Source organism: Streptomyces sp. NPDC046887, from assembly GCF_040644755.1.
Taxonomy (GTDB): Bacteria; Actinomycetota; Actinomycetes; order Streptomycetales; family Streptomycetaceae; genus Streptomyces; species Streptomyces lichenis.
In genome coordinates this window covers 75,847-101,637 of the sequence record NZ_JBEYXH010000025.1, presented here as the reverse complement: position 1 = coordinate 101,637, position 25,791 = coordinate 75,847, and the positions used below count along the sequence as shown (strand labels likewise).

Genomic DNA, 25,791 nt, shown 5'->3' with positions numbered 1-25,791 from the left:
CACCGGGCCCGGTGCCCGCCGGCCCCGCAGCTGGCCGGCCGACGGGGTGGCTCCGCCATCCCCGCGGGCCGTGTGCTTGGCTCGGCCCATGAATGATCTCCGCATCCGATGCGCCGTGCCCGCCGACATCGACCCCGTGCTCTCCTTCTGGCGCGAGGCCGCCGAGGGCACCAGCATCAGCGACGACCGCGCGGGCGTCGCTCGTCTCCTGGAACGGGACGCCGAGGCCCTGCTGCTGGCGGAGCGGGACGGGGTGCTGCGGGGCACGGTGATAGCCGGGTTCGACGGGTGGCGGTGCTCCGCCTACCGGTTGGCCGTCCACCCCGACTGCCGTCGGCAAGGCATCGCCACCGCCCTCCTCACGGCGGCCGAGCGGCGGTTCGCCGCGCTGGGCGGGCGCCGGGTGGACGCGATGGTCCTGGAGGTCAACGACCGGGCGCAGTCGGCCTGGGCGGCCGCCGGCTACGGCCGCGAGGACCACTGGCGGCGCTGGGTCAAGCCGCTGACCGACTGACCACCCGAACGGGTTATCGATTCTCCTTTGCCAGCCCTTTACCATTCTTGCAAGTCGAAGGTGTGAGCGTCCGTCCATGGGCGAACCTCCCAGTATCGACCACACGCACGACAGACACCTGCCCCCTGACGACAACACCCATGACCATCACACCCACGTGACGACACAACGGAGGTGAACCGATGACCGAAGTGCTCCTGCTCCTCGTCGCCCTGCTGCTCTCCCTGGCATGCGGCGCGTTCGTGGCGGCCGAGTTCTCGCTCACCACCGTCGAACGGGGCGAGCTCCAGCGGGCGGTCGACCGGGGCGAACGAGGCGCGGCCGGCGCCCTGAAGGCCGTACGGTCACTGACGTTCCAACTCTCCGGCGCCCAGCTCGGCATCACGGTGACCAACCTGGTCGTCGGCATGCTCTCCGAGCCCGCCATCGCCGCGCTCATCCGGGGGCCGCTGCGCGACATCGGCCTGTCGGCGTCCGTGGCCTCCTCCATGGCGCTGGTGATCGGCACGGCCCTGTCCACCGTCGTGCTGATGGTGGTCGGCGAGCTGGTCCCGAAGAACTGGGCCATCTCCTCCCCCCTCGCCGTCGCCAAGGTGGTCGCCACCCCGCAGCGGTTCTTCTCGGCCGCCTTCAAACCGCTGATCGGCCATCTGAACAACACCGCCAACCGGCTGGTGCGCCGGCTCGGCCTGGAGCCGGCCGAGGAGCTGGCCTCGGCACGCAGCCCGCAGGAGCTGGTCGCCCTGGCCCGCCACTCCGCCCGGGAGGGCGCGCTGGAGGCGGACACCGCCGAGCTCTTCGTCCGCACCCTCAGCCTCGCCGAGCTGAGCGCGGAGAACGTGATGACGCCCCGGGTGCAGGTCACCGCCCTGGACACCCAGGCCACCGCCGAGGACGTCGCCAACGCCACCCGGGCCACCGGGCTGTCCCGCTTCCCCGTCTACCGGGGCAGCCTGGACACGGTCGTCGGCACCGTGCACATCAAGGACGTGCTGCGGGTGCCCGCGGGTCAGCGCGCCCGCACGGCCGTCACCGAGCTGCTGCGCGAGCCGCTGCTCGTCCCCGAGTCCCTCACCGTCGACCGGCTGCTGGACCGGCTCTCCGGCAAGGCGACGATGGCGGTGGTCATCGACGAGTACGGCGGTACGGCCGGTGTGGTCACGTTGGAGGACATCGTCGAGGAGGTGGTGGGCGAGGTGCGCGACGAGCACGATCCGCACGAGACGCCCGACCTGGCGCGGGCCGGCCAGGACGCCGACGGACGGGACCTGTGGTCGGCGGACGGCGCCGCCCGCACCGACCAGCTGGAGTCCGTCGGGCTGCGCGTGCCGGACGGTCCGTACGAAACCCTCGCCGGGCTGGTGGCGACCGAGCTGGGCCGCATCCCGAAGAACGGGGACAGCGTGGAACTGCCGGACGGCTGGCGGCTGGACGTGGTGGACGCCTCCGGCCGCCGTGCGGCCCGCGTCCTGATGCACGCCCCGGTCCCGGCCGGTGACGGCGAGGAAGCCGGCGCCGGCGCCCCGGCCGGGCACCACCGTGGACAGGAGACCCGATGACCGCGATCCAACTCCTCATCGGCCTGCTGACGCTCGCCGTGAACGCGTTCTTCGTCGGTGCGGAGTTCGCCCTCATCTCGGTGCGGCGCAGCCAGATCGAGCCGGCCGCCGAGCAGGGCGACCGCCGGGCGCGCAGCGTGGTGTGGGGTCTGGAGCATGTCTCGGCGCTGCTCGCGGCCGCCCAACTCGGTATCACCCTGTCCACCCTGGTGCTGGGCGTGGTCGCCGAGCCGGCCATCGCGCACCTGCTGGAGCCGCTGTTCGACGCCGTCGGCGTCCCGGGCGGACTGGTGCACGTCCTCTCCTTCGCCATCGCCCTCTCCGTGGCGACCTACCTCCATATGCTCCTCGGCGAGATGGTGCCCAAGAACATCGCCCTCGCCGAACCCACCCGTACCGCGCTCCTGCTCGGCCCGCCCCTGGTGGCGCTGGCCCGCGCCCTGCGCCCGGTCATCTTCACCATCAACGCCTTCGCCAACGGGCTGCTGAAGCTGCTGCGGGTGGAGGCCAAGGACGAGGTGTCGGCGACCTTCTCGGACGACGAGCTGGCCCGGATGGTCACCGACGCCAGTGACGCCGGGCTGCTGGACGACCGGGCGACCGAGCGGCTCCATGACGCGCTGGAGCTGGGCCGCCGCCCGGTGCGCGACGTGGTGATGCCGGTGGACCAGGTCCGCTACGCACGGGTCGGCACCACCCCCGAGGAACTGGAGACCCTGGCCGCCGAGTCCGGGTTCTCCCGCTTCCCGGTGCTGGACACCACCCGCCACATCCTGGGCTACCTCCATGTGAAGGACGCCTTGGACGTCACCCCGCGCGACCTCCCCTTCCCCGTCACCGCCCTGCGCCCCATCGCCCGCGTCCGTGCCGTCACCCCGCTGGACGACGTACTGACCGCCATGCGCCGCAGCCGCACCCACCTCGCCGCCGTGCTGGACGAGGACGGCCGACTCGCCGGACTGGTCACCATGGAAGACGTCCTCCGCGAACTGGTAGGCCGCCCCGCCACCTGACCACCCCCAGCGCTCCCCCACCCATGGCCCCACATGGCGAACTCTCGCCAACCCACCAAACCCGGGCACTCTCCCACCCCTTCATTTCGTTGCCCAAATAGGAAGGCAAAGGGGCCGGGCGGCACGGGTGGAAGGAACCGGACGCGACGGGAGAAGGAGGCGGGCGGCACAGGAGAAGCGGCCCGGCAGCACGGGAGGAGGGAGCGGGGCAGCACGGGCGGCGAGAGCCGGACAGCACAGGCGGCGGGAGCCGGACAGCACGGTCCCACACAACCATCACCGTCCGCCCAGCGGATCCGCGCTGCCAAGCACGAGCTGTTCAACGCATCCGCGCCGCCGAGAATGACTTCATTCGGAAGGCGTGACCGGGGGCCGCAGCCCGAGCCACTGCTCGGCCCCCCACGCCTGGAACCGCTCCACCTCCGTGAATCCCAGCTTCGCCGCGAGGCGCATCGACCGGGCGTTGGCGGTCTGGGTGGCGAGCACCACCGGCTCGTCGGGTAGGGCAGCGGCGAGCCAGTCGAGTGCCGCCGCGCACGCCTCGGCGGCGTACCCGTGACCCCACGCCCGCGGCAGGAGCAGATAGCCGAGGTCGACCATCCCCACCGCAGCCGGGCGGCGGTGCTCAGTGGCTCTCCGGAGCAGGATCTGGCCGATCATCGCCCCCTCCCGATCGACCACGAAGCTCCCGGGCCACCGCTCGGGCGCCCCGGGCATCGCGCGCTCGACCTCGTCGAGCGGGCGAGGACCGCCGAGGTAGGTGTGCACCTCCGGCGACGTCAGCAACTCGATGAACGCCGCACGGTCCCGGACCTCGGGCGCACGGAGCACAAGCCTCTCGGTCCTGATCGGGGCAGGTGGCCAGGCGACGGATGCGAGCGCAGTCATGCCGGCCACCCCATCAGCAGGCTCTCCAGCGATCAAGGGCTGCCCGGACAAATCCAGTCGCCCGATCTCCAAGCGCGACCACGAAGGATCCGCCTGGCTTCTCAGCCCCAGGGGGGGCGGGTGCGTGGGCGGTGCCGGGACCATCACTCTGGCGGGTGACGGAACGTCAGTTTTGACACCAAGTCCCGTGTACGGCCCGCACAGTGGACGTCCCGGGCGGTCCGAGGATCGCCGCCGGGGCGGGTGCCCTGCCGTCCGAGGCGGGGCCGCTGTGAGGGAGAGGACACCATGGCCCACGAGGTACACGAGGCCCACCGGCGCGCCGCGCTGGTGTTCAGCCTGTTCGACGCCAACGGCAACGGGGTGATCGAGGCCGACGACTTCGAGCTGATGAGCGGGCGGGTCCTGGCGGTCGCCGAGGACTCCTCCGAGACCGCCCGGCAGGCGCTGGCCGACAGCCTCCGGCGCTACTGGGAGGTGCTGTCCGGGGCGCTGGACGCCAACGACGACGGGGTGATCAGCCCCGAGGAGTTCCGCGGCTTCGTGCTGAACCCCGAGCTCTTCGGCGCCACCGCCTCCGACTTCGCCGACGCCCTGGCCGCGCTCGGCGACCCCGACGGTGACGGGCTGATCGAGCGGTCCCGGTTCCTCGCCCTGATGACCGCGATCGGGTTCGACGAAGCCAACATCGAGGCGCTGTTCGACGCCTTCGGGCCCGACGCAGGCGACCGGGTCGCCGTCACCACCTGGGCCGACGGCATCCGCGACTACTACTCCCCCGAGAAGGCCGGCATCCCGGGCGACCAGCTCGTCCCGACCCCCGCCTGACCCGCCCCCCACCTCGTAGGAGTCACCGCATGACCGCACCGCTCATCGCTCTCGCCGTCGGCCGCGGCACCGGCCCGGAACTCGCCCCCGTCTTCGAACGGGTGCTGCATCGGATCACCGGGCTGCACGGCACGCGGGTCGAGGTGGTGCGGTCACCGCGGCTCTACCACTCCTATGTCTCACTGCGCGCCGAGGCCGCCGGCACCGGGGAGTTCGCCCGGCTCACCGAGCAGGACGCCGCGCATTACGAGCGGTTCTGCCGGGAGCAGGCCGCCGCGGGCGTCCGGGCGGTGTTCCGTACCGCGATCAACGCCCAGTCGCTGTATCTGGTCCGCCAGCGGCTGACGGCCGTCAAGGTCGAACCGCTCACCGCCGGTTCGGCTCGGATGCTGCTGGTCCGCGACCAGGCGCAGGGCTTCTACACCGGCGAGAACCGGCACACCCCCGACACGGTGGTGCGCACCATGGAGTTCAGCCGCTCCGTCACCGACCAGGTCCTGCGCTACGCCGTGGACCGCGCCCGCGCGCTCTGGCCGGACGGGCCGTCCCGGGTCGTGATGGCGTACAAGTACCACCTGCTGGACGGCGCGCTGGACGAGTGGACGGGCGGCATGTCCGACGAGCTCGGCGTCGCGGTGGAGCTGTTCCAGCCGGACACGGTCAACCGGAATCTGATCACGCACGGCCCCGAGGACCGGACCGTGCTGGTCGCCGGCAACGAGTGGGCGGACATCATGCATGTGATGCTGCTCGACCGGTACGGCGCGGAGCGGCAGGAGAACCGCTGCACGGAGAATGTCCATCTTCGGGCCGGACTCAATGAGTTGGTGGAGTACCAGACGGTGCATGGCTCGGCCGACGACCTGGCCGGGCGTGATGCGGTCAACCCGGTCGCCACGATCCGGGCCGCCGCACGGGTCGCCGAGCGGCACGCGGGCTGCCCCGGCGCCGAGGCCGCCGCCGAAGCCGCGCTGGCCGCCGTCCAGGACCGCGGCGTCCGCACCCCCGACCTCGGCGGGGAGTCCCGTACCACCGAGGTGGTGGAGGCCGTCCTCGCCGAGCTCGCGGCGCCGGCGGGAACGCGGCTGCCCGCGCCGGGCAGCGCCACGGCGGGTGTTCGGTGACCGGTACGCCCGGCACCACCGCGCTGCTCGTGGTCGATCTGCAGAACGACTTCTGCGCGGGCCCGGTCGCCGCCGCCCGCTTCCCCGGTGACCCCGAGCGCCTCACCCGCGCCGCGGTGAACAGCGTCCGCGCCGTCGAGCTGGCCCGGGAGGCTGGCCTGGATGTGCTCTTCGTCCGGTTCCTCGGCGACCCCGCCAGCCAGGGCCCCGCCTGGCGCCGGCGGGACGCGCTGCTCGGCAAGCGCCCCAAGTGCCTGGAGGGGAGTTGGGGCGCCGAGTTCCACGGCGTCCGCCCTCGCCCGGGCGAGGAGGTGTTCACCAAACGCGCCGTCTTCGACGCGTTCCTCGACGAACGGCTGGAGCCCCATCTGCGTCGGCGTGGCATCGAGCACCTGATTCTGGCCGGGCTGTTCACCGATGTGTGCGTCGACTCCACCGCACGTACCGCCTTCCAGCGCGGTTTCCACCTCACCGTGCTGCGCGACTGCACCACCGCCCTGCACCTGGCCGACGCGGACATCCTGCGCTTCATGGCCAGGGTGTATGGGGCTCACATCGTCGACTTCTCTGAACACTTCTTTGTCGCACCGCCTTTGCCACCCACTCCGGTGGAGGGGCGGTGACGGCTGTGGATCTCTCCGGTGTCGCCGCCGGGGTGGGCCGTACCGCCCTGCTGGTCGCCCATGCCCGGGCGCTGGAGGCCCGGCGGCCCGACCCGCTCGCCGTCGACCCGTACGCCGAGCACTTCGTCCGCGCCGCGCCGGGCTGCGCGGACTGGCCGCGCGACCCCTCGCAGGTCGCTCCCGGCGACCCGGTGTGGGAGCGCCTGGCCGGCTACTTCGCGCTGCGCACCCGTGTCCTGGACGCCCAGCTGCTCGACGCCGCCCGGGCCGGAACCCGCCAGGTGGTGCTGCTCGGCGCCGGACTGGACTCCCGCGCCCTCCGCCTGCCCTGGCCGCCCGGCACCACGGTCTGGGAGCTCGACCGCCCCGACGTCCTCGCCTTCAAGCAGCGGGTGGTGGACGGTCTGCCCGGCGCCACGCCCTCGGCCGAGCGGCGCACCGTACCGGCCGATCTGCGTGCCGACTGGACCACCGCACTGCTCGGCAGCGGACTGGACCCGGCCCGGCCCACCGCCTGGCTCGCCGAAGGGCTCTTCCTCTATCTGCCCGCCGCGACCGAGCTCCGGGTCGCCACCACCCTGGACGCCCTCAGCGCGCCGGGCAGCACCCTCGCGTACGAGATCAAGTCCGCGCCGGAGTGCGCCGCCGTCCGCGCCGACCCCGTCTACACCGCCGCCCGCGACCGCCTCGGCATCGACCTCCTCGCCCTGTTCGCCCCCGGGCCCCGGCCCGACACCGCCGACGCCCTGACCACCCTCGGCTGGGCCACCACCACCCGGACCCCCTTCGACCACCCCACCCCCCGGCTGTCCCGGCGCGAGCCGCACGACCCGCTCAGCGCCAACCGCTGGATCACCTGCCGTAAGAACCCGTCCCCGGAGGGCTAGCCCCCGGGCTTTCCGGTGGCGGCCTCCGGTTGTTGGCGACCGCGCGGTAACATCGGCTTCGCCATGGAGATGAATGCCACATACAACAGCTTTGTCGCGGTGGGTGACAGCTTCACCGAGGGAATGTCGGACCTGCTGCCCGACGGCAGCTACCGGGGCTGGGCCGATCTGCTGGCGGCGCGGCTCGCCGCCCGGACCGACGGTTTCCGGTACGCCAACCTGGCCGTGCGGGGGAAGCTCATCGGGCAGATCCTCGACGAGCAGGTGGATCTCGCCGCCGCGATGAAGGCGGATGTCGTCACGCTGGTCGGCGGGCTCAACGACACCCTGCGCCCCGGGTGCGACATGGGCCGGGTGCGGGGACTGCTGGAGGAGTCCGTGGAGCGGCTCGCGCCCTCCTGCGGGCAGCTGGTGCTGATGCGCTCGCCCGGTCGCAACGGCCCGGTGATGCAGCGCTTCCGCCCGCGTATGGAGCAGCTGTTCGCGCATATTGACGACCTGGCGGCCCGGCACGGGGCGCTGGTGGTGGATCTCTACGGCGCCGAGGTGCTGGCCGACCAGCGGATGTGGGACGTGGACCGGCTGCACCTGACCGGCGAGGGGCACCGCCGGGTGGCCGAGGCCGTGTGGCAGGTGCTGGGTCTGGACGCCGAGGAGGACTGGCGGGCGCCGCTGCCTCCGTCCGTACCGTTGCGCTGGGCGGCCCGGCGGGTCGGGGACGTCCGGTTCGCCCGGCAGCACCTCGGGCCCTGGATCGGGCGGCGGCTGACCGGCCGGTCCTCCGGGGACGGGCGCCCGGCCAAGCGCCCCGAGCTGCTGCCCTGGGAGGTCCCGCCGGAGCCGGACGCCGCCCCGGGATCGGCCCCGTAGCGACAGGTGGCCCGGCAGCGCGATCGCGGCCGGGGCGGCTTCGTAGCAACGCACGAAGCGGACCGGGGCTTCGGGCTGCGCGAACCGCCAGTAGAATCCAGTCACGTGACTGCGTCTGTGAAGCCCCGCATCCCCAACGTCCTCGCCGGCCGCTACGCCTCCGCCGAGCTGGCCGTCCTCTGGTCCCCCGAGGAGAAGGTGAGGCTGGAGCGCCGGCTGTGGCTCGCCGTGCTGCGCGCCCAGAAGGATCTGGGCATCGACGTGCCGGAGGCGGCGCTCGCCGACTACGAGCGGGTGCTCGACCAGGTGGACCTGGCCTCGATCGCCGAGCGCGAGAAGGTCACCCGGCATGATGTGAAGGCGCGGATCGAGGAGTTCAACGCGCTGGCCGGCCATGAGCAGGTCCACAAGGGCATGACCTCCCGGGACCTCACCGAGAACGTGGAGCAGCTCCAGATCCGGCTGTCGCTGGAGCTGGTGCGGGACCGCACGGTGGCGGTGCTGGCGCGGCTGGGCAGGCTGGCCGGCGAGTACGGCGAGCTGGTGATGGCCGGGCGCTCGCACAATGTGGCGGCGCAGGCGACCACGCTGGGCAAGCGGTTCGCGACGGCGGCCGACGAGCTGCTGGTGGCGTACGGGCGGCTGGAGGAGCTGCTCGGCCGCTACCCGCTGCGCGGCATCAAGGGCCCGGTCGGCACGGCGCAGGACATGCTGGACCTGCTCGGCGGGGACGCCGGGAAGCTGGCCGAGCTGGAGCGGCGGATCGCCGGGCACCTGGGCTTCGCCGAGGCGTTCACCTCGGTCGGCCAGGTCTACCCGCGCTCGCTGGACTACGAGGTGGTCACCGCGCTGGTGCAGCTCGCCGGCGCCCCGTCCTCGCTGGCCAAGACGATCCGGCTGATGGCCGGGCACGAGCTGGTGACCGAGGGCTTCAAGCCGGGCCAGGTCGGCTCCTCGGCGATGCCGCACAAGATGAACACCCGCTCCTGCGAGCGCGTCAACGGGCTGATGGTGATCCTGCGCGGCTACGCGTCGATGACCGGCGAGCTGGCGGGCGACCAGTGGAACGAGGGCGACGTCTCCTGCTCTGTGGTGCGCCGGGTGGCTCTGCCCGACGCGTTCTTCGCCTTCGACGGGCTGCTGGAGACCTTCCTGACGGTGCTGGACGAGTTCGGTGCCTTCCCGGCGGTGGTCGCCCGTGAGCTGGACCGCTATCTGCCGTTCCTGGCCACCACCAAGGTGCTGATGGCCTCGGTACGCGCCGGGGTGGGCCGCGAGGAGGCGCACGAGGCGATCAAGGAGAACGCGGTCGCCTCCGCGCTCGCCATGCGCGAGCAGGGCACCGAGCGGAACGAACTGCTGGACAAGCTCGCCGCGGACGCCCGTATCCCGCTGGACCGGGCCCAGCTGGACGCCGCCATGGCGGACAAGCTCTCCTTCACCGGTGCGGCGGCCGCCCAGGTCGGCGCGGTGGTGGCGCGGATCGAGGAGATCGCCAAGCGCCACCCGGAGGCCGCCGGCTACACCCCGGGGGCGATCCTTTGACCGAGGGGTCGCGGACGGTGGCCGTTCCCGGCGCGTCCGGGTGCGGCCGGCCGTTTCGGGGCAGGCGCTGCGCATGGCACGACTGACCCCTGAAGAGCTGCTGGCCGCCCGCGACCGCCTGGTCCCCGACGTCCTCGCGGACGGCCTCTCGGTGTTGTTCTGCGGCATCAACCCCGGGCTGATGTCCGCGGCGACCGGCCACCACTTCGCCCGCCCGGGCAACCGCTTCTGGCCGGTGCTCCACCGCTCCGGCTTCACCCCGCGCCAGCTGAAGCCGTCGGAGCAGCAGGAGCTGCTCGCGTATGGGCTGGGGATCACCAATGTGGCGGCGCGGGCCAGTGCCCGGGCCGACGAGTTGTCGGACGCGGAACTGCGGGAGGGCGGACGGCTGCTGGCCGCCAAGGTGGAGCGGCTGCGGCCGCGCTGGCTGGCGGTCGCGGGGGTCACCGCGTACCGCACCGCGTTCCATGAGCGTGCCGCGGTGGTCGGCCCGCAGCAGCGCACCATAGGCGACACCCGGATCTGGGTGCTGCCCAACCCCAGCGGGCTCAACGCGCACTGGTCGGTGGCGACCATGGCGGAGGAGTTCGCCCGGCTGCGCGCCGCGGCCCGGGACGAGGACGGGGACGGGGACGCGGAGGACTAGGGGTCAGGGCGGGTCGACGGTGGTGACGGCCACGACGAGGCGGCAGGGCTGGTCCTCGTACCATCGACAGACGCCTATCGCGATCCACCGGTCCTCGGCACGCCACAGGTCCACGTCGGGGACGCGGTGGCTCAGGGTGGCCCAGGGCTCCGGTATCTCCTCCTGCTCGGCCGCTCGGGCCAGCAGCGACCAGAGGCTGAACGCCTGCGGGGCGCCCCAGCGGGTGCCGAGCAGCACCGATAGGGCGTCGCGCTCCGCCGCGTACTGCTCCTCCGTCCCGTACCGCTCCTCGGTGGTGCGCAGCTCGGCCAGGTGGTAGCCGGGGCCGCCGCCCTCGCCGACCGCCGCCGGGCCCGGGGCGCGGGGGAAGGGCAGGGCGCGCAGCCGGTCGATGGTCGCGAGGTGCCGTGCCGTGGTCATGCCTCCAGTAAACCGCCGCCCACTGACAACTGGCGTTCCGTCAGGCCGGAGGGATGGTGGGGCGGGGCGGTGGTTCCCCGGGGTGGGGGCGCCGGTTCGGTGGGCCGGGTGGTGCTCCGGCGCTCGCCGGGGGTTCGGCCATTGAGTACGATCCGGCCAGAGGGGCCTGCGACCAGGGAGGAATCACGTGGGGCGGCTGACCGGCGGAGACCCGTCGCTGCTGCGGCGGATCAACTCCGCGGTGGTACTCCATGCGATGCGCGGCGCCGACGCGCGCACACTCACCGACCTCACCCGTATCACCGGGCTCTCGCGTCCCACGATCGAGGGTGTGGTGGAGGGCCTGATGGCCAACGGCCTGGTCGTGGAGGCGGCTCCGGAGGAGGGTGAGACCAGGCGGCAGGGCCGGCCGGCGCGCCGGTTCCGGTTCCGGGCGGAGGCCGGGCATCTGCTGGGCATCGAGATCGGTCCGCACCGGGTGGCCGCGCTGCTGTCCGGGCTGGACGGGCGGATCATCGGCGCCGGTTCGCGGGCGGTCTCCGAGACGGCGTCGGCGGACGAGCGGCTGGAGCGGGTCCGGGCGGTGGTGGTGGACGTGCTGCGGCGTACCGGGGTGGCGCGCGGCAATCTGCGGGCGGTGGGCGTCGGCACGCCCGGGGTGGTGGAGGGGGACGGGACGGTCCGGCTGAGCACGGCGCTGCCGGGCTGGACCGGGCTGGCGCTCGGCGAGCGGCTGAGGCGGTCGTTCCGCTGTCCGGTGCTGGTGGAGAACGACGCCAACGCGGCCGCGGTGGCCGAGCAGTGGAAGGGTGCGGCGACCGACTCGGACGACATCGTGTTCGTGCTGGCGGGGTTGAGTCCGGGGGCCGGTTCGCTGATCGGCGGGCGGTTGCACCGGGGGTTCGGCGGGGCGGCCGGGGAGATCGGGGCGCTCCATCTGCTGGGCCGGGAGGTGACGCCGGAGCGGCTGCTGTCGACCACGGACGAGCCGCTGCATCCGCTGGACGAGCAGGCGGTGGCGGAGGTCTTCGCGCTGGCCCGCAAGGGCGACGAGCGGGCCCGGGCGGCGGTGGATCGTTTCATCCAGCGGCTGGTGCACGATGTGGCGGCGCTGGTGCTGGCGCTCGATCCGGAGCTGGTGGTGGTGGGCGGCTGGGCGGCCGGGCTGGACGGGGTGCTCCAGCCGCTCCGTGAGGAGCTGGCGCGGTTCTGTCTGCGCCCGCCCCGGGTGGCGCTGTCGCTGCTCGGTGAGGCCGCGGTGGCCACCGGCGCGCTGCGGCTGGCGCTGGACCATGTCGAGGAGCAGCTGTTCGCCGTCGAGGGCACGGTGACGGCCCGGCGGTGAGCGGGGCGCGCCGCTTGGTGAGTGGCTGGTAGCGTCCGGCGGCGTGGACGATGGTGGGCATGACGGTGGGCACGACGGTGTGTATGTGGGCCATGCGGGCAGGGACGCGGCGCTGGACCGGGGGTGGTTGCTCGGTCACTTCAAGGACGCCGACGACCCCCGGCACAGCGAGGCGGTGGAGGTCAAGTGGGGTGTCCACCCGCGCGGCGAGCGGCGTGCGCGATGGGTGGAGGGTGAGGAGCGGACGGCGCTGCTGGTGCTGGTCAGCGGCCGCTTCCGGGTGGAGCTTCCGGGCCGTGACGTGGTGTTGGCGGAGCAGGGCGACTATGTGGTCTGGGGCCGCGGGGTCGGCCACTCCTGGTGTGCCGAGGAGGAGTCGGTGGTGCTGACCGTCCGGTGGCCGTCGGTGCCGGGGTACGCGGTGGAGGCGGCCCCGGTGGGGTGACGCGGGACCCCCGGGAGCCCTGGGGAGCTCCCGGGAGGTGACCGCGGTGCTCAGGAGGCGATCTGGAGGTCTCCGGCGTCGCCGAAGGTGAGGCGGCAGGTGTCGGCGCGGTAGGTGCCCAGGGAGAGGGCGGCGGTGCGGCCGGCGGAGAAGTAGCGGGTGGTGACGACCAGCACCGGGGCGCCGGGCAGCCGGTCGAGCTCCTTGGCGTCCTCGGCCCGGGCGGAGCCGAGTTCGACGGCGCGGTCCTGGCCGTCCAGGGTGAGCCGCTGGAGTTCGCGCAGCACGGCGCGGGCCCGGGTGGGCCCGGACGGGGCGTCGATGGCGCTGAGGGCGGGCACCGAGGAGGCGGGGACGTAGAGCTGCTCGGCGGCCACCGGCTGACCGTGGGTCAGCCGGATGCGGCGGACCATGTGGACGGGAGCGCCGGCGGCGGGGGCGAGGTCCAGCAGGCGGGCCACCGCGGCGGGGACCTCGGGCAGACCGCAGTCGACCGGGCGCCAGCTGTCGTCCGCGGCACCGGGCCACCGGTGCTGGGTGGTGGAGACGTCCACGCCGACGCGCGGCGGGGCGACCGTGGTGCCGACACCGCGGCGGCGCTGGAGGCGGCCTTCCAGTTCGAGCTGCTCCAGCGCCTGGCGGAGCGTGGCGCGCGCGACGCCGAACCGGGCCGCGAGGTCGCGTTCGTTGGGCAGGATCTCGCCCACCGAGAAGTCGGTGTCGAGGGCTTCGCCGATGACGGTCTTCAGGTGCCAGTACTTCGGCTCCGGCACTGAATCCAGCTGCGTGGTCCCCACCCTGATCCTCCGCAATCGCCGGCCATGAGGCGGCTTTCCGTGCCTTGTTTATTAAAGGTTCCTGCACTAACTCTGCGACCATAGGGCGGCGCACCCCCTTGGTCAAGACCAATCCTCGGACGGTCACGGAGCGGAATCGCCCTCTGTCGCAGAGCGTTCACAAGGTGTTCGCGCCCCTGGAGGTTCGGCGGTGCGGGCGCGCCTCTTGTCGTGGCGGGCGCCGGTGCGGAATTCTTGCTGACATCGCGTCTAAGGCCGGACGGGCCGGGACAGGGTCGGGACAGGGCAGGGACGGAGCGGCGGATGGCCGAGCGGGTCACCTTCAGTGTCGAGTCCGCGGGCGGCGCGGGCACCGTGTCGGTGGAGTACGAGCGGCTCGGCGCGGGCGCCCCGCTGCTTCTGCTGCACGGGATAGGGCACCACTGGCAGGCGTGGCAGCCGGTGCTGGAGATCCTGGCGGGCGAGCGCGAGGTGATCGCGGTCGATCTGCCGGGCTTCGGTGCCTCCTCCGCACTGCCGGCGGGGTGCGCGTACGACCTGGCCACGGTCGGCCCGGTGCTCGGGGGTCTGTGCGAGGCGCTGGACCTGGACCGGCCGCATGTGGCCGGCAACTCGCTGGGCGGACTGCTCGCCCTGGAGTTGGGGCGGCGGAAGCTGGTCCGCTCGGTGACGGCGCTCTCGCCGGCCGGCTTCTGGAACGAGGCGGAGCGGCGGTACGCCTTCGGCACGCTGATGGCCATGCGGCGGGGCGCCGAGGCGCTGCCGCTGCCGACCATCGAGTGGCTGTCCCGCTCCCCCGCCGGGCGCGCGGCGCTGACCAGCACCATCTACGCCCGCCCCGGGCGGCGGTCGCCCGAGGCGGTGGTGGCCGAGACGCTGGCGCTGCGCCGGGCGGCGGGCTTCCGGGCGACGCTGGCCGCCGGGCGCCGGGTGCTGTTCACCGATGATGTGCCCGATCTTCCGGTCACCGTTGCCTGGGGCACCCGGGACCGGCTGCTGCTCCGCCGCCAGGGGCCGCGCGCCAAGCGGGCGCTGCCCTCGGCGCGGCTGGTGCGGCTGCCGGGGTGCGGGCATGTGCCGATGAACGACGACCCCGCTCTCGTCGCCCGGGTGCTGCTGGACGGGAGCCGCTGAGGACCTCGGAGGCGGGGGTCACGGACCGCGGCCCCGCGCTCCCCGCATCAAGGGGAGGGCGGGGCCTCGGATCCGGCAGCGCCGCAGCCAGCAGGCGCGAATGGATGGCTCCAACGTAGCGGGCGCCACTGACAGTCGGCCGGTTCGCGCAGGTCAGGGGGAGGGAGGGGCGTGGAAAGGGGTTGGGGGACACATCGCGCCAGCGCCGCCCGAAACCGGCCATCACCTACCCAAATCCCCGCTTAACCGATCAGTCACAGAGCGTTTGTGATCGCGCAACACCGCTGGGTCACAGTGAGGTCATGACTGAGACGACCGACGTGACGACCGACATGACGACCGACCCGACGACCGAAGCGACCCGGACGAGCGACCCGAGGGGGAAAGCGGCCTCCGCCCGCCGGCACCACTGGCGCCGCGACCTGGTGGAGCTGGCCGCGATGTTCGCCGCCGTGGCGGTGGTGGACCTGGTCGCCAAGATGGTGGCGCACGGGCCGGACGGCCCGTATCTGCTGGGGGTCTCGGCGGTCGCGCTGGTCGCCACGGCGGCGTTCCACACCTGGTGGGCGCGGCGGCACAGCCATGCGCCGCCGCCGGATACCGGCCCCGCTCCGGAGGCGGCCACCAAGGCGGCCACAGAGGCGGTGGCCGGGCGGGCGACCGTGCTGTGGCGGATGCGCACCACCGTACGGGACGAGCCGGGCAGCCTGGCCGCGCTGTGCGGGGCGCTCGCCGGGCTGGGCGTGGACATCCTGACCCTGCAGACGCATCCGCTGGCCGACGGCACGGTGGACGAGTTCCTGCTGCGGGCGCCCGCCGGGTTGCAGGCGGCGGAGCTGTCCCGAGCGGTGGGCGCGGCCGGCGGCCGGGACACCTGGACCGAGCGGGCCGACGCGCACGACCTGGTGGACACCCCCGCCCGGGTGCTGGGGCTGGCCACCCGTACCGCGCTGGACGCGGCCGAACTGCCGCTGGCGCTGCGCCAGCTGCTGGGCCGCTGCACCATCCACTCGCTGCCCTCGGTGTCGCTGTCCGGGCGGCCGACCGGGGTGAGCGCGCCGGTGGAGGGCGCCTTGGAGGACGGCGACACGGTGATGCGGCTGCGGGATCCGCGCGGCGGGGTGCTCACCATCGAGCGGGCCTATCTGCCGTTCACCCCGACCGAGTTCGCCCGGGCGCGGGCGCTGGTGGAGCTGGACGCCCGGCTGGGGCCCCGGCTGCCGCGCGGCCGGGACACCCTGACGCTGCCGGAGGGCGGCGGCGAGATCACCGTGCGCCGGGTCGACCAGAAGGACGCGGTCGCGGCCCGGGCCATGCACGACCGGTGCTCCGACCGGACCCTGGCCGCGCGCTACCACGGCCCGGTCGGTGACGCCGACCGCTATCTGGACCATCTGCTGAGCCCCCGCTTCGGCCGGACCCTGGCGGTGGAGGCGGCCGAGGGGCCCGGCGGCCCGCGCCGGCTGGTCGCCCTCGGGCATCTGCTCTGGGACGGCGACGAGACCGAGGTGGCGCTGCTGGTGGAGGACGACTGGCAGCGCCGGGGCGTCGGCTCCGAGCTGCTGGGCCGGCTGGTCGCGCTGGCCCGGGAGGCCCGCTGCGAGAGCGTGTACGCGGTGACCCAGTCGTCCAACACCGGGATGGTGGCGGCGATGCGCGCCCTCGACCTCCCGCTGGACTACCAGATCGAGGAGGGCACGCTGGTGATCACCGCCCGGCTGTCCACGCCTCCGGCAGCGGACCGCCGGCCGCCTGCGGAGGAGCGTCCGCCGCATGCCCTGCGGCAGCCGGCCGCCGGTGGTCCGGCCGCGGGCTGAGCGCCTCGGTGAGGTCGCGCCACAGGTCCTCGACGTCCTCCAGGCCGACCGACAGCCGCAGCAGCCGGTCGCTGACCCCGGCGGCCCGCCGGTCGCCCTCGTCCACGATCCGGTGGCTGATGGAGGCCGGGTGCTGGATGAGGGTGTCCACGCTGCCGAGGCTGACCGCCGGGGTGATCAGCCGCACCCCGGCGATCACCTCGTGCGGGTCCCCGTACACCTCGAAGGCGACCATGGCGCCGCCGATCTCCGGGTAGTGGACGCGGGCGATCCGCGGGTCCACGGAGAGCCGGCGGGCCAGGTCGGCGGCGGTCGCGGAGGCGGCCCGCACCCGTACCGGCAGGGTGGACAGGCCCCGCAGCAGCAGATAGCCGGCCATCGGGTGCAGCACCCCGCCGGTGGCGAAGCGGATACGGCGCAGATCGGCGGCGAACTCCTCGTCGCAGGCGACCACCCCGCCCAGCACGTCGCCGTGGCCGCCGAGGTACTTGGTGGCGCTGTGCAGCACGATCCGCGCGCCGTGCTCGATCGGGCGCTGGAGCACCGGGGTGGCGAAGGTGGAGTCCACCAGCAGCGGCACCTCGCCGCAGGCGTGCGCGACGGCGCGGATGTCGGTCTCGGCGAGCGTGGGGTTGGCGGGGGTCTCCACCATGACCAGGCCGGTGTCGGGGCGGATGGCGTCGGCGATCCCGGCCGGGTCGGTCCAGGTGACCTCGGTGCCCAGCAGCCCGCCCTCCAGCAGATGGTCGCTGCACCCGTACAGCGGGCGGACCGCGACCACATGGCGCAGGCCCTTGCTCGCCCGGACCAGCAGCACGGCGGTGAGCGCGGCCATGCCGCTGGCGAAGGCCACCGCGCTCTCGGTGCCCTCCAGCCTGGCCAACGCGGTCTCGAACCGGGCGGTGGTCGGGTTGTCCAGCCGGGCGTAGACCGGGGGCCCGTCGGGGCGGGCGCCGGTGGCGGCGAAGGCGTCGATGCGGGCGGCCTCGGCGCGGGAGTCGGCGGAGGGGTAGGTGGTGGAGAGGTCGAGCGGCACGGCGTGCAGACCCTGGGCGGCGAGGTCCTCGCGCCCGGCGTGCACGGCCTCGGTGGCCAGCGCCCGGGTGGGGGCCGGGGAGGCGTCGTCGTACGGCGTGGCATCCATGGCGGCACTGTGAACAATTACCGGGTAGTACGGCGATAGTCCCGTGCTACGTTCGGCCGATGACCGATTCCGTCGTACTGGACACGGTCGATCTGCACATCCTGCGGCTGTTGCAGAACGACGCCCGGACCACCTACCGGGAGCTCGCCGCCGAGGTGGGCGTGGCGCCGTCCACCTGTCTGGACCGGGTGGCCCGGCTGCGGCGCACCGGGGTGGTGCTGGGGCACCGGCTGCGGCTCGATCCGGCCAAAATCGGCCGCGGTCTGGAGGCGTTGCTGATGGTGCAGGTGCGGCCGCATCGGCGGGAGTTGATCGGGCCGTTCGTGGAGCGGGTGCGGGCGCTGCCGGAGTCGCGGGCGCTGTTCCATCTGACCGGTGTGGACGACTACCTGGTGCATGTGGCGGTGGCGGACCCGGCGGACCTCCAGCGGCTGGTGCTGGACGAGTTCACCTCGCGGCGGGAGGTGGCCCGGGTGGACACCCGGCTGATCTTCCAGCAGTGGGAGTGCGGCCCGCTGCTGCCGCCGCAGCCCCCGCCCCCGCAGCCTCAACCGAAGGGCGCGGTTCCGGCGCAGCCGTCGCCGAGCGGTACGGCGTCGCCGTCGGCCGCCGGTACGGCGTAGGCATCGGCACCGGTACGCCGCGACCGTCGCCGAGGGGTCGGATGCGGCCCGGGCCCGGTGCGGAGGGGTGGTGTCTGCCTCGGGCCCGTACCAGGATGGCCGGCATGCCAGCCACCTCCAGCGAAGCGCTCCCCCGGCAGGTCGCCGACGCCCATGTCGCGGAGCTCGTCGAACTCGACCCGATCACCGGGACCCATCTCGGGGTCGCCGCCAGCGCCGGTCTGCTGCCGGACTTCTCCCCCGCCGGTCAGGAGGAGGTCGCCGCCCTGGCCCGGCGGACCCTGCGCCGGCTCGACCGGGCCGAGGAGCTGCCGGGTGCCGGCGAGGACGCCGAACGGCGCTGCGCCCGGCTGCTGCGGGAGCGGCTGACCGCCGAACTCGGCGTCCACGAGGCGGGCGAGGGCCTGCGCGCGGTGAGCAACCTCCGCTCCCCGGCGCACAGTGTGCGGGTGGCGTTCACCGTGATGCCGACGGCGACGGCCGGGGACTGGGCCGCCGTGGCCGAGCGGTTGCGGGCGGTGCCCGCGGCGCTGGACGGCTACCGGGAGGCGCTGGCGGAGGGCCTGGCCCAGGGGCTGCCGGGTGGTCCGCGGGCCACGGCCGTGTTCGGCGAGCAGCTGGCCGAGTGGTCGGGCGGCGGCTCGGCCCGCGGTGGCTGGTTCGAGCAGCTGGTGGCGGGCGCGCCGGCCGGGGCGCGGGTGGAGCTGGACGCCGCGGCCCGGCGGGCCACCGCCGCGGTGGGCGCGCTGCGGGAGTGGCTGCGGGAGGTGTACGCCCCGGCGGTGCGGGACGCGCCGGACACCGTGGGCCGTGAGCGGTACGCCCGCTGGGCGCGCTACTTCAACGGTACGGACCTCGACCTGGACGAGGCGTACGCGTACGGCTGGGAGGAGTTCCACCGGCTGCTGGCCGAGATGCGCACCGAGGCCGGGCACATCCTGCCGGGGGCCGGTCCCTGGGAGGCGCTGGCCCATCTGGATCGCCGCGGCACCCACCTCAAGGGCACCGAGGAGACCCGGGCCTGGCTCCAGGAGCTGATGGACGAGGCGGTCGAGGCCCTGGACGGCCGGTACTTCGACCTCGCCGGGCCGGTCCGCCGGGTGGAGTCCCGCGTGGCGCCGCCGGGCGGGGCCGCCGCCCCGTACTACACCAGCCCGTCGGAGGACTTCTCCCGGCCCGGGCGCACCTGGCTGCCGGTGGACGACCGGGACCGCTTCCCGGTGTACGAGCTGGTGTCGACCTGGTACCACGAGGGGGTGCCCGGCCACCATCTCCAGCTGGCCCAGTGGACGTATGTCGCCGACCGGCTCTCCCGCTACCAGGCGACGGTGGGGCGGGTCAGCGCCAACCTGGAGGGGTGGGCGCTGTACGCGGAGCGGCTCATGGACGAACTGGGCTTCCTGCCCGACCCGGAGCGGCGCCTCGGCTATCTGGACGCCCAGATGCTGCGGGCCTGCCGGGTGATCGTGGACATCGGCGCCCATCTGGGGCTGGCCATCCCCGCGCACTCGCCGTTCCACCCAGGGGAGCGGTGGACTCCGGCACTCGCGGAGGAGTTCCTCCAGCGGCACTCGGCCTTCCCACCGGCGTACGCGTCGAGCGAGTTCACCCGCTATCTGTCGGTGCCGGGGCAGGCGATCGGCTACAAGCTGGGGGAACGCGCCTGGCTGCGGGGCCGGGCGGCCGCCCGCGCGGCACACGGCGACGCCTTCGACCTGAAGCGCTGGCACATGGCCGCGCTGTCGCTGGGGTCGCTCGGCCTGGACGACCTGGAGGACGAGCTGTCCCGGCTGTGACCTTCCATGCCGGGCGGCGGGCAACCGAGTCAGCGTCGGAAGCCGCCCTCGGAGTCGACCACCTGGCCGGTCACCCAGGCGGCCTCGTCGGTGGCCAGCCAGGCGATCAGCCGGGCCGGGTCGTCGGGCAGCCCCCAGCGGCCGACCGGGAAGAGCCGGGCGATCTCCTCGTACGCCTCGCCGTCCAGGTAACCGGTGTCCACCGGGCCCGGGTTGACGGTGTTGACCGTGACGGCGAGGTCCGCGAGGGAGGTGGCGAGGGTACGGGTGGCGGAGGCGAGCGCCCCCTTGGCGAGCGCGTACGCCACCTCGTGCGGCATACCGCCGCCGTGGTCCTGCCCGGAGGTCATCATCACCACCCGCCCACCGGGGGCGCCTTCCGGCTGCCGGGCCCGCAGCCGGGCGTACGCCTGGACCAGCAGGACCACCGAGCGGGTGTCCACCGCCCAGTGGGCGTCCAGCATGGCGGCGTCGACCTCGTCCAGAGTGCCGTCCCGCCCGCTGAGGGCGTGGTTGGCGACCAGGATGTCGATCCGGCCGCCCAGTGCCTCGGCGGCGGCCGCCACCAGCCGGGCCGGGCCGCGCGGGTCGGCGAGGTCTCCGGGGCCGTGGTGGACGGTGGCCGCCGGGTCGGCGAGCACCGCACGCACCCCCTCGGCGACCGCCTCGGAGCCGTCGGGGTCGGCGCCCCAGGGCTGGCCGGCGTCGTGCGGGACATGGTGGTGGAGGTAGACGCTCGCCCCGTACGCGGCGAGCCGGCGGGCCACCGCGTAGCCGATGCCCTGGCGCCGGGAGGCTCCGGTCACCAGCGCGGTGCGCCCGCGCAGCGGCAGCGGATCGCGGCGGAGGGAGGCGGCCGGGGGGATGGCGTGCGGGCTCGTCATACCGCCCATGGTCGGTGGGGCGCCCCGGGCCGGTCACCCGGTTTTCCGGGCCGCGCCGCGACGGGCTGCCGCCGGTGGCGGCGTCGGCAGCCGCAGTCGCCGTCGGCGGTACGGGCGGAGGCGGTCAGCAGGCGGAGGCGGTCAGCAGGCGGTGACGGTCAGCGGGTCGAGCGGGCCGGTACGGGTGCCGTCGGCGGTCTCGTACGCGAGGCCCTCCCGCGCCCGGTACTCGAAGCCGCCGAGCATCTCCTCGACCCGGTAGCCGAGTTCGGCGAGGGGGAGCGCGGCGCGGGTGGCGCCGTCGCAGCCGGGGCCGGTCCCGGAGGGGCACCATGCCACCGGGGACGACTGCTTCGGGCTGAACGGGGCCCCTGCGGCTCAGCCGCCGAGCGCGCCCGCGCCGGTGCGCAGCCGGACGGTGGAGCCGGAACGGCCCTTGACGACCTCCAGTTGGACCGGGACGCGGCGGCGGAGGTCGGCGACATGGCTGACGATGCCGACGCTGCGGTCCCGCTCGCGCAGGGAGTCCAGGACGTCCAGCACCTCGTCGAGGGTCTGGTCGTCCAGGCTGCCGAAGCCCTCGTCGATGAAGAGGGTGTCCAGCCGGACCCCGCCGGCCTCGTCGGTGACCACGTCGGCCAGGCCGAGGGCCAGGGCGAGGGAGGCGAAGAAGGTCTCGCCGCCGGAGAGGGTGGCGGTGTCCCGTTCGGCGCCGGTCCAGGCGTCCACCACATGCAGTCCGAGGCCCGCCCGTTTGGTGCCGGAGCGGGCGTCGGAGTGGACCAGGGTGTAGCGGCCGGCGGACATCCGCTGGAGGCGAGCGGTGGCGGCCGCGGCGACCTGTTCCAGCCTGGCCGCCAGGACGTAGGACTCCAGGCGCATCTTGCGCTGGTTGTCGGCGGAGGTGCCCGCGGCCAGTCCGGCGAGCCGGGCCACCCGCTCGTACTCCTCGCGCAGCGGCCCCAGCCGCCGTACCTCGGTGGCGGCCTCGGCGGAGAGCCGGGCCAGTGCGGTGACCCGGTCGCGGTGGGCGGCGAGGGTGGCGGCCGCCTCCCGGACGGCGCGCTCGGCGGCGGTGTACGCGGCCTCGGCGGCAGCCGTGTCGGCGGGCGGGCGCGCGGCGGCGGCCCGGCTGTCCGGCTCGGCGAGCCGGTCGGCGACCGCGGCGGCCTCCGCCTGCCAGGCGTCCAGCCGGCGTTGGAGCTCGCGGTGCTGCTCGTCGGTGAGCAGGGCCTCCTTGGCGGCGGCCGGGGTGTCGAAGCCAGCGCGGTAGGCGGCGTCGCCGAGCCTGGCGTCGGCCTCCTTCAGCCGGCGCGCGCTCTGCTCCAGGGCGCGGACCGTCTCGGCGGCCTCGGCGAGCCTGGCGATGTCCGCCTCCAGGGCGGCGGCCCGTTCGGCGACCCCGCCGCCGGTGCCGCCGAGCAGCCGGGCCAACTCGGCGCCGAGGGCGGCCCGCTGCTCGTCCAGGGCCTCCCGGCGGGAGGTACGGGCGGCGGCGCGCCGCTCGGTGTCCCGGCGGGCGCCGAGCCGCTGGTCGTGCTCCCGCTCGGCGGCGGCCAGCGCCTCCCGGGCGGCGTGCGCGCCACCGGCGAGCCGCCGGGCCTGGTCGAGGCTCCGCTCCAGCTCCGCCACCTCGGCGGTGAGCACGGTCACCGGCTGGTCGTCGGCCTCGGCCCGGGCGGCGGTCAGCGCCTCCCGGACGACGGCGGTCTCCTGCTCGGCGGCCGAGCGGGCGGCGTCCGCCTCGGTGTGCGCGGTGTAGGCCACGTCCTCGGCGGCCCGGTCCACATGGCCGTCGCCGGGGCGGGCCGGGGCGGGGTGGTCGGACGAGCCGCAGACGGCGCACGGCTCTCCGGGGGCGAGCCGGGCGGCCAGTTCGGCGGCGATGGAGCGCAGTCGGCGCTCGCGCAGGTCGAGCCAGGTCTCCTTGGCGCCGGCGGCCCGTTCGCGGGCCTCGGTCAGCTGCCGGTGGGCGGTCTCGGCGCGGGCGGTGAGCTGGTCGCGGCGGCGGGCCGCGGTGAGCCGGCGCCCGGTCGCCTCCAGCCGTCCGGCCAGTTGCTCGGCGCGGGTGGCGGCCTCCTGCGCCTCCTCGATCCGGCGGTTCAGCTCGGGGCGGGTGCTCTCCCAGCCGTCCAGCCAGTCGGCGGTCTCCCGCAGCGCCTCCTCGTCGGCCCGGGCCTCCCGGTCGAGCTCGGCGCGCTCCCGGTCCAGCTCGGCGGCGCGCCGCTCGGCGCCCCGGGCGCCCGCCAGCGCGGCCAGCTCCTGGCGGGCCTCGCGCTCCCGGGCGGTCAGCCGCTCCTGGCCGGCGTCGGCGAGTGGGGCGGGCAGTGCGGCGGCGGACCGGTCCCGGTCGGCGCGGGCGGCCCGGTGTTCCTGCTCGGCCTCCTCGCGCAGGGCGAGCGGGGCGGCGACCCGCTCGGCCTTGCGGCCGCGGTCCAGCCGGGCCTGCCAGGCCTCGTACTCGGGGCGCCGGGTGTCCAGCTCGGTGCGGCGCCGCAGCGCCTCGGCGTGCCGCCGCTGGGCCTCGGCCAGCTCCCGTACCCCGTCCAGGGCGTCCCGGGCTTCGGCCTGGTGGCCCTCGGTCCGGGCCGACCGGGCCTCGGCGACCGCCAGTTGCTCCCGGGCTCCGGCGCGGGCGACGGCCGCCCAGTCCAGGACCGCCTCGGCGAGGCCCGGTTCGCCGGGGCGGATATCCGGGGTGGGCCGGTCGGCGGCCACCGGTCCGGCGGCCTGGGCCATCCGGTGGGCGAGGGCGAGCAGCTTCTCGTCGCCGCTCTCGACCTGGCGCTGGGCCGACTTGCGGAGCTCGGCCAGGCGCTCCTCGACCTTCTGGAAGCGCGCGGTGTCGAAGAGCTTGCCCAGGAGCTTGCCGCGGGCCTCGGCGTCGGCACGCAGAAAGCGGGCGAAGTCGCCTTGAGGCAGCAGCACGACCTGGCAGAACTGCTCCCGGCTCATCCCGACCACGGCCTCGATCTCCTTGCCGATCTCCTGGTGGGAGCGGCTGAGGTCGGTCCAGCGGCCGGTGTCGGGGCGGTACTCGCGCAGCCAGGACTGGGCGCGCTCGGTGGTGAAGCCGGAGCCGTTCTTCTTCCGGCGCTGCTGGGCGGGGCGGCGGGTGATCTCCAGCCGCCGGTCGCCCACGGTGAGGTCGAGCAGCACCTCGGTGCTGGTGCCGGCCGGGGCGTGGTCGCTGCGGAGCGGGATGCCGACGGACTGGCGGGCGCCGGGCACCGCCCCGTACAGGGCGTAGCAGACGGCGTCCAGGACGGAGGTCTTACCGGCGCCGGTGGGCCCGTGCAGCAGGAACAGCCCGGCCTCGGAGAGGGCGTCGAAGTCGACGGTCTGGGTGCCCCCGAACGGGCCGAAGCCGGTGACGGTGAGCCGGTGCAGTCTCATCGGGCCGCCTCGGTGAGGTCGCGGGGAGCGGCGGGAGGGTGCGGGCTCATCCGTTCGCCTCGCGCCGGGTCAGGTCCAGTCGTACGTGGTCGAAGGCGGCGCCGAGCACGGCCCGCTCCCCCGCGTCGGGGCCGGCGCCGCGGGTGTGGGCGACGAAGTCCTCGGCGATCTGCCGGTCGTCGCGGTCCCGCAGCCGCTGGGCGTAGGAGGCGGCCGCGGCGCCGTCCTCGGTCTGCTCGGGCTCGAAGCGGAGGCTGAGGGCGTGCGGGAAGCGGGCGGCGAGCCGGGCCATCGGTTCGGGCGGGCGGACCGGGTCGGTGAGGACGGCCTCCACCCAGGCGTCCTCGTGGCGGGAGAGCGCGGGGTCGGCGAGCAGTTCGTCCAGCCGGCCGCGCAGCCGGGCCAGCGGGCGGGGCACCGGGCAGTCGATCCGCTCGGCCGCGGTGATCGCCCCATCGGCTCCGAGGTCGATCAGCCACATGGTCTTGCGGTGGTCGGCCTCGGAGAAGGAGTACGCGAGGGGGGAGCCGGAGTAGCGGACCCGCTCGGTGATGCGCTGGCTGCCGTGCAGATGGCCGAGGGCCACATAGTCCACACCGTCGAACACCCCGGCCGGGACGGCGGCGACCCCGCCGACGGTGATGTCCCGCTCGCTGTCGCTGGGCTCGCCCCCGGCGACGAAGGCGTGCGCGAGGACCACCGAGCGGGTGCCGGCGGGGCGGGTGGCGAGGTCGGCGCGGACCCGGTCCATGGCGGCGGCGAGCACCGCCTGATGCCGGGCCTTACGGACCCCGAACTCCTCGCGGACAAGTGCCGGTTCGAGGTAGGGCAGCCCGTAGAAGGCGACCTGGCCATGGGTGTCGGAGAGCAGCACGGGGGTGCCGGCGGCGGCCGGGTCGGTGCGCAGATGGATTCCGGCCCGCTCGATCAGTCCGGCGCCCACCCCGAGGCGGCGGGCCGAGTCGTGGTTGCCGGAGATCATCACGGTGGGCACCCCGGCGGCGGCCAGCCGGTGCAGGGCGCTGTCGAAGAGCTCCACGGCGGCCAGCGGCGGCACCGCCCGGTCGTAGACATCCCCGGCGACCAGCACCGCGTCCACCTCGCGGGCGTGCACGGTGGCGACCAGATGGTCCAGGAAGGCGGCCTGGGCGTCGAGCAGCCCGACCCGGTGGAACGACCGGCCCAGATGCCAGTCCGATGTGTGCAGGATCCTCAACGGACCGCCCCGCCCCGCGTCCGCACCACTGCCGCCCCTCCGGTCGCTCTCCATGCCGTCGTCCACCGGGCCGGGCTTCTGCCCCGCACCCGGCTCCGGCCCCGCCGTCCTCGCCGACCGCTTCCCTCCCGGTCGGCGCTGCCGTCCCGGCCGGCACGCCGCCGCGCCGGTGCCTCGGCTGCCTCGTCTCTTCCGGTGCCTCAGTCTGCCATCCGTCCGGGGGACGGATCACCCGAACGCCACATCCCGGTCGCGGCCACGGCGCCGCCGCGCAGAC

23 protein-coding genes and 1 pseudogene are annotated in these 25,791 nt (G+C 74.6%); 16 read left to right on the top strand and 8 right to left on the bottom strand.

Annotated features, from left to right (window positions below; translation table 11 throughout):
- The first annotated feature begins 88 nt into the window (after positions 1-88).
- The 3 genes from ABZ945_RS22285 to ABZ945_RS22275 all read left to right on the top strand — a co-directional run bounded on the left by ABZ945_RS22285 (position 89) and on the right by ABZ945_RS22275 (position 3,086).
- Positions 89-514, top strand: a complete 426-nt coding sequence (locus tag ABZ945_RS22285; RefSeq protein ID WP_361272187.1) for a GNAT family N-acetyltransferase — start codon at positions 89-91, stop codon at positions 512-514.
- A gap of 182 nt (positions 515-696) precedes the next feature.
- A complete protein-coding gene (locus ABZ945_RS22280) occupies positions 697-2,073 on the top strand; it encodes a hemolysin family protein (protein ID WP_361272184.1) in 1,377 nt (458 codons plus the stop codon).
- Positions 2,070-3,086, top strand: a complete 1,017-nt coding sequence (locus tag ABZ945_RS22275) for a hemolysin family protein (protein WP_361272181.1) — start codon at positions 2,070-2,072, stop codon at positions 3,084-3,086. The genes ABZ945_RS22280 and ABZ945_RS22275 overlap by 4 nt, the downstream gene beginning before the upstream one ends.
- A 348-nt stretch (positions 3,087-3,434) precedes the next feature.
- Here the strand turns inward: ABZ945_RS22275 and ABZ945_RS22270 are convergent, their stop codons facing one another.
- On the bottom strand, positions 3,435-3,974 hold the full coding sequence (locus ABZ945_RS22270) for a GNAT family N-acetyltransferase (protein ID WP_361272178.1): 540 nt from the start codon (positions 3,972-3,974) through the stop codon (positions 3,435-3,437).
- Positions 3,975-4,262: 288 nt separating this feature from the next.
- Here ABZ945_RS22270 and ABZ945_RS22265 point away from each other — a divergent pair, with 288 nt between their 5' ends.
- The 7 genes from ABZ945_RS22265 to mug all read left to right on the top strand — a co-directional run bounded on the left by ABZ945_RS22265 (position 4,263) and on the right by mug (position 10,497).
- The gene (locus ABZ945_RS22265) at positions 4,263-4,802 is read left to right on the top strand and encodes a calcium-binding protein (protein WP_361272175.1); all 540 of its coding nucleotides are present in this window, start codon (positions 4,263-4,265) and stop codon (positions 4,800-4,802) included.
- 29 nt (positions 4,803-4,831) lie between these two features.
- On the top strand, positions 4,832-5,926 hold the full coding sequence (locus ABZ945_RS22260) for an isocitrate/isopropylmalate family dehydrogenase (RefSeq protein WP_361272172.1): 1,095 nt from the start codon (positions 4,832-4,834) through the stop codon (positions 5,924-5,926).
- Complete coding sequence (locus tag ABZ945_RS22255; RefSeq protein WP_361272170.1) at positions 5,923-6,549, top strand: cysteine hydrolase; 627 nt, start codon at positions 5,923-5,925, stop codon at positions 6,547-6,549. Before ABZ945_RS22260 ends, ABZ945_RS22255 begins: the two co-directional genes overlap by 4 nt.
- Positions 6,546-7,436: an SAM-dependent methyltransferase gene (locus tag ABZ945_RS22250; protein ID WP_361272168.1), complete on the top strand. Its 891-nt coding sequence runs from the start codon at positions 6,546-6,548 to the stop codon at positions 7,434-7,436. Before ABZ945_RS22255 ends, ABZ945_RS22250 begins: the two co-directional genes overlap by 4 nt.
- 63 nt (positions 7,437-7,499) lie before the next feature.
- Positions 7,500-8,306 (top strand): SGNH/GDSL hydrolase family protein, encoded by an 807-nt coding sequence (locus tag ABZ945_RS22245; protein ID WP_361272165.1) that lies wholly within the window; start codon positions 7,500-7,502, stop codon positions 8,304-8,306.
- A 105-nt stretch (positions 8,307-8,411) separates the two neighbouring features.
- Entirely contained in the window at positions 8,412-9,851 is a 1,440-nt protein-coding gene (purB, locus tag ABZ945_RS22240; protein WP_361272162.1) for an adenylosuccinate lyase, read from the top strand.
- Between the two features lie 73 nt (positions 9,852-9,924).
- Positions 9,925-10,497, top strand: coding sequence for a G/U mismatch-specific DNA glycosylase (gene mug, locus ABZ945_RS22235; RefSeq protein WP_361272159.1), 573 nt, complete (start codon positions 9,925-9,927; stop codon positions 10,495-10,497).
- A 3-nt stretch (positions 10,498-10,500) separates the two neighbouring features.
- Here the strand turns inward: mug and ABZ945_RS22230 are convergent, their stop codons facing one another.
- Positions 10,501-10,917, bottom strand: coding sequence for a hypothetical protein (locus ABZ945_RS22230; protein ID WP_361272156.1), 417 nt, complete (start codon positions 10,915-10,917; stop codon positions 10,501-10,503).
- 187 nt (positions 10,918-11,104) lie between these two features.
- Between ABZ945_RS22230 and ABZ945_RS22225 the strand changes: the two genes are divergently transcribed.
- On the top strand, positions 11,105-12,262 hold the full coding sequence (locus tag ABZ945_RS22225; RefSeq protein ID WP_361272153.1) for an ROK family protein: 1,158 nt from the start codon (positions 11,105-11,107) through the stop codon (positions 12,260-12,262).
- 43 nt (positions 12,263-12,305) lie between these two features.
- Positions 12,306-12,707, top strand: a complete 402-nt coding sequence (locus ABZ945_RS22220) for a signal peptidase I (RefSeq protein WP_361272150.1) — start codon at positions 12,306-12,308, stop codon at positions 12,705-12,707.
- Between the two features lie 50 nt (positions 12,708-12,757).
- Here the strand turns inward: ABZ945_RS22220 and ABZ945_RS22215 are convergent, their stop codons facing one another.
- Positions 12,758-13,504, bottom strand: coding sequence for a GntR family transcriptional regulator (locus ABZ945_RS22215; RefSeq protein ID WP_361272147.1), 747 nt, complete (start codon positions 13,502-13,504; stop codon positions 12,758-12,760).
- A 303-nt stretch (positions 13,505-13,807) separates the two neighbouring features.
- On the opposite strand from ABZ945_RS22215, the gene ABZ945_RS22210 reads away from it, so the two are divergent.
- Both ABZ945_RS22210 and ABZ945_RS22205 read left to right on the top strand, forming a co-directional pair.
- Positions 13,808-14,638 (top strand): alpha/beta fold hydrolase, encoded by an 831-nt coding sequence (locus tag ABZ945_RS22210; RefSeq protein WP_361272144.1) that lies wholly within the window; start codon positions 13,808-13,810, stop codon positions 14,636-14,638.
- A 332-nt stretch (positions 14,639-14,970) separates the two neighbouring features.
- Positions 14,971-16,455 carry a GNAT family N-acetyltransferase gene (locus ABZ945_RS22205; RefSeq protein ID WP_361272202.1) on the top strand — a complete coding sequence of 495 codons (1,485 nt, stop codon included), beginning with the start codon at positions 14,971-14,973 and terminating at the stop codon, positions 16,453-16,455.
- Here ABZ945_RS22205 and ABZ945_RS22200 read toward each other — a convergent pair.
- Positions 16,346-17,599, bottom strand: a complete 1,254-nt coding sequence (locus ABZ945_RS22200) for a PLP-dependent transferase (RefSeq protein WP_361272142.1) — start codon at positions 17,597-17,599, stop codon at positions 16,346-16,348. The two genes, ABZ945_RS22205 and ABZ945_RS22200, sit on opposite strands and share 110 nt — an antisense overlap.
- A 59-nt stretch (positions 17,600-17,658) precedes the next feature.
- Between ABZ945_RS22200 and ABZ945_RS22195 the strand changes: the two genes are divergently transcribed.
- Positions 17,659-18,222, top strand: coding sequence for an Lrp/AsnC family transcriptional regulator (locus tag ABZ945_RS22195; RefSeq protein WP_361272139.1), 564 nt, complete (start codon positions 17,659-17,661; stop codon positions 18,220-18,222).
- A 104-nt stretch (positions 18,223-18,326) separates the two neighbouring features.
- Complete coding sequence (locus ABZ945_RS22190; RefSeq protein ID WP_361272136.1) at positions 18,327-20,018, top strand: DUF885 domain-containing protein; 1,692 nt, start codon at positions 18,327-18,329, stop codon at positions 20,016-20,018.
- A gap of 29 nt (positions 20,019-20,047) precedes the next feature.
- On the opposite strand, the gene ABZ945_RS22185 is transcribed toward ABZ945_RS22190, so the two are convergent.
- From ABZ945_RS22185 to ABZ945_RS22170, 4 genes and pseudogenes are all read right to left on the bottom strand, one after another.
- Positions 20,048-20,902 carry an SDR family oxidoreductase gene (locus ABZ945_RS22185; protein WP_361272133.1) on the bottom strand — a complete coding sequence of 285 codons (855 nt, stop codon included), beginning with the start codon at positions 20,900-20,902 and terminating at the stop codon, positions 20,048-20,050.
- 141 nt (positions 20,903-21,043) lie between these two features.
- Positions 21,044-21,217: pseudogene (locus ABZ945_RS22180) on the bottom strand (rhodanese-like domain-containing protein); the annotation flags it as partial.
- Positions 21,218-21,280: 63 nt separating this feature from the next.
- Positions 21,281-24,298, bottom strand: coding sequence for an SMC family ATPase (locus ABZ945_RS22175; RefSeq protein ID WP_361272131.1), 3,018 nt, complete (start codon positions 24,296-24,298; stop codon positions 21,281-21,283).
- 46 nt (positions 24,299-24,344) lie between these two features.
- Complete coding sequence (locus ABZ945_RS22170) at positions 24,345-25,514, bottom strand: exonuclease SbcCD subunit D (RefSeq protein ID WP_361272200.1); 1,170 nt, start codon at positions 25,512-25,514, stop codon at positions 24,345-24,347.
- Positions 25,515-25,791: the final 277 nt, after the last annotated feature.

What these genes read in the sequence shown, in the direction of transcription:
- ABZ945_RS22285 (WP_361272187.1), top strand. Translation starts at nt 89, where the DNA reads ATGAATGATCTCCGCATCCGATGCGCCGTGCCCGCCGACATCGACCCC.
- ABZ945_RS22280 (WP_361272184.1), top strand. Translation starts at nt 697, where the DNA reads ATGACCGAAGTGCTCCTGCTCCTCGTCGCCCTGCTGCTCTCCCTGGCA.
- ABZ945_RS22275 (WP_361272181.1), top strand. Translation starts at nt 2,070, where the DNA reads ATGACCGCGATCCAACTCCTCATCGGCCTGCTGACGCTCGCCGTGAAC.
- ABZ945_RS22270 (WP_361272178.1), bottom strand. Translation starts at nt 3,974, where the DNA reads ATGACTGCGCTCGCATCCGTCGCCTGGCCACCTGCCCCGATCAGGACC.
- ABZ945_RS22265 (WP_361272175.1), top strand. Translation starts at nt 4,263, where the DNA reads ATGGCCCACGAGGTACACGAGGCCCACCGGCGCGCCGCGCTGGTGTTC.
- ABZ945_RS22260 (WP_361272172.1), top strand. Translation starts at nt 4,832, where the DNA reads ATGACCGCACCGCTCATCGCTCTCGCCGTCGGCCGCGGCACCGGCCCG.
- ABZ945_RS22245 (WP_361272165.1), top strand. Translation starts at nt 7,500, where the DNA reads ATGGAGATGAATGCCACATACAACAGCTTTGTCGCGGTGGGTGACAGC.
- mug (WP_361272159.1), top strand. Translation starts at nt 9,925, where the DNA reads ATGGCACGACTGACCCCTGAAGAGCTGCTGGCCGCCCGCGACCGCCTG.
- ABZ945_RS22230 (WP_361272156.1), bottom strand. Translation starts at nt 10,917, where the DNA reads ATGACCACGGCACGGCACCTCGCGACCATCGACCGGCTGCGCGCCCTG.
- ABZ945_RS22210 (WP_361272144.1), top strand. Translation starts at nt 13,808, where the DNA reads ATGGCCGAGCGGGTCACCTTCAGTGTCGAGTCCGCGGGCGGCGCGGGC.
- ABZ945_RS22205 (WP_361272202.1), top strand. Translation starts at nt 14,971, where the DNA reads ATGACGACCGACCCGACGACCGAAGCGACCCGGACGAGCGACCCGAGG.
- ABZ945_RS22200 (WP_361272142.1), bottom strand. Translation starts at nt 17,599, where the DNA reads ATGGATGCCACGCCGTACGACGACGCCTCCCCGGCCCCCACCCGGGCG.
- ABZ945_RS22195 (WP_361272139.1), top strand. Translation starts at nt 17,659, where the DNA reads ATGACCGATTCCGTCGTACTGGACACGGTCGATCTGCACATCCTGCGG.
- ABZ945_RS22190 (WP_361272136.1), top strand. Translation starts at nt 18,327, where the DNA reads ATGCCAGCCACCTCCAGCGAAGCGCTCCCCCGGCAGGTCGCCGACGCC.
- ABZ945_RS22185 (WP_361272133.1), bottom strand. Translation starts at nt 20,902, where the DNA reads ATGACGAGCCCGCACGCCATCCCCCCGGCCGCCTCCCTCCGCCGCGAT.
- ABZ945_RS22175 (WP_361272131.1), bottom strand. Translation starts at nt 24,298, where the DNA reads ATGAGACTGCACCGGCTCACCGTCACCGGCTTCGGCCCGTTCGGGGGC.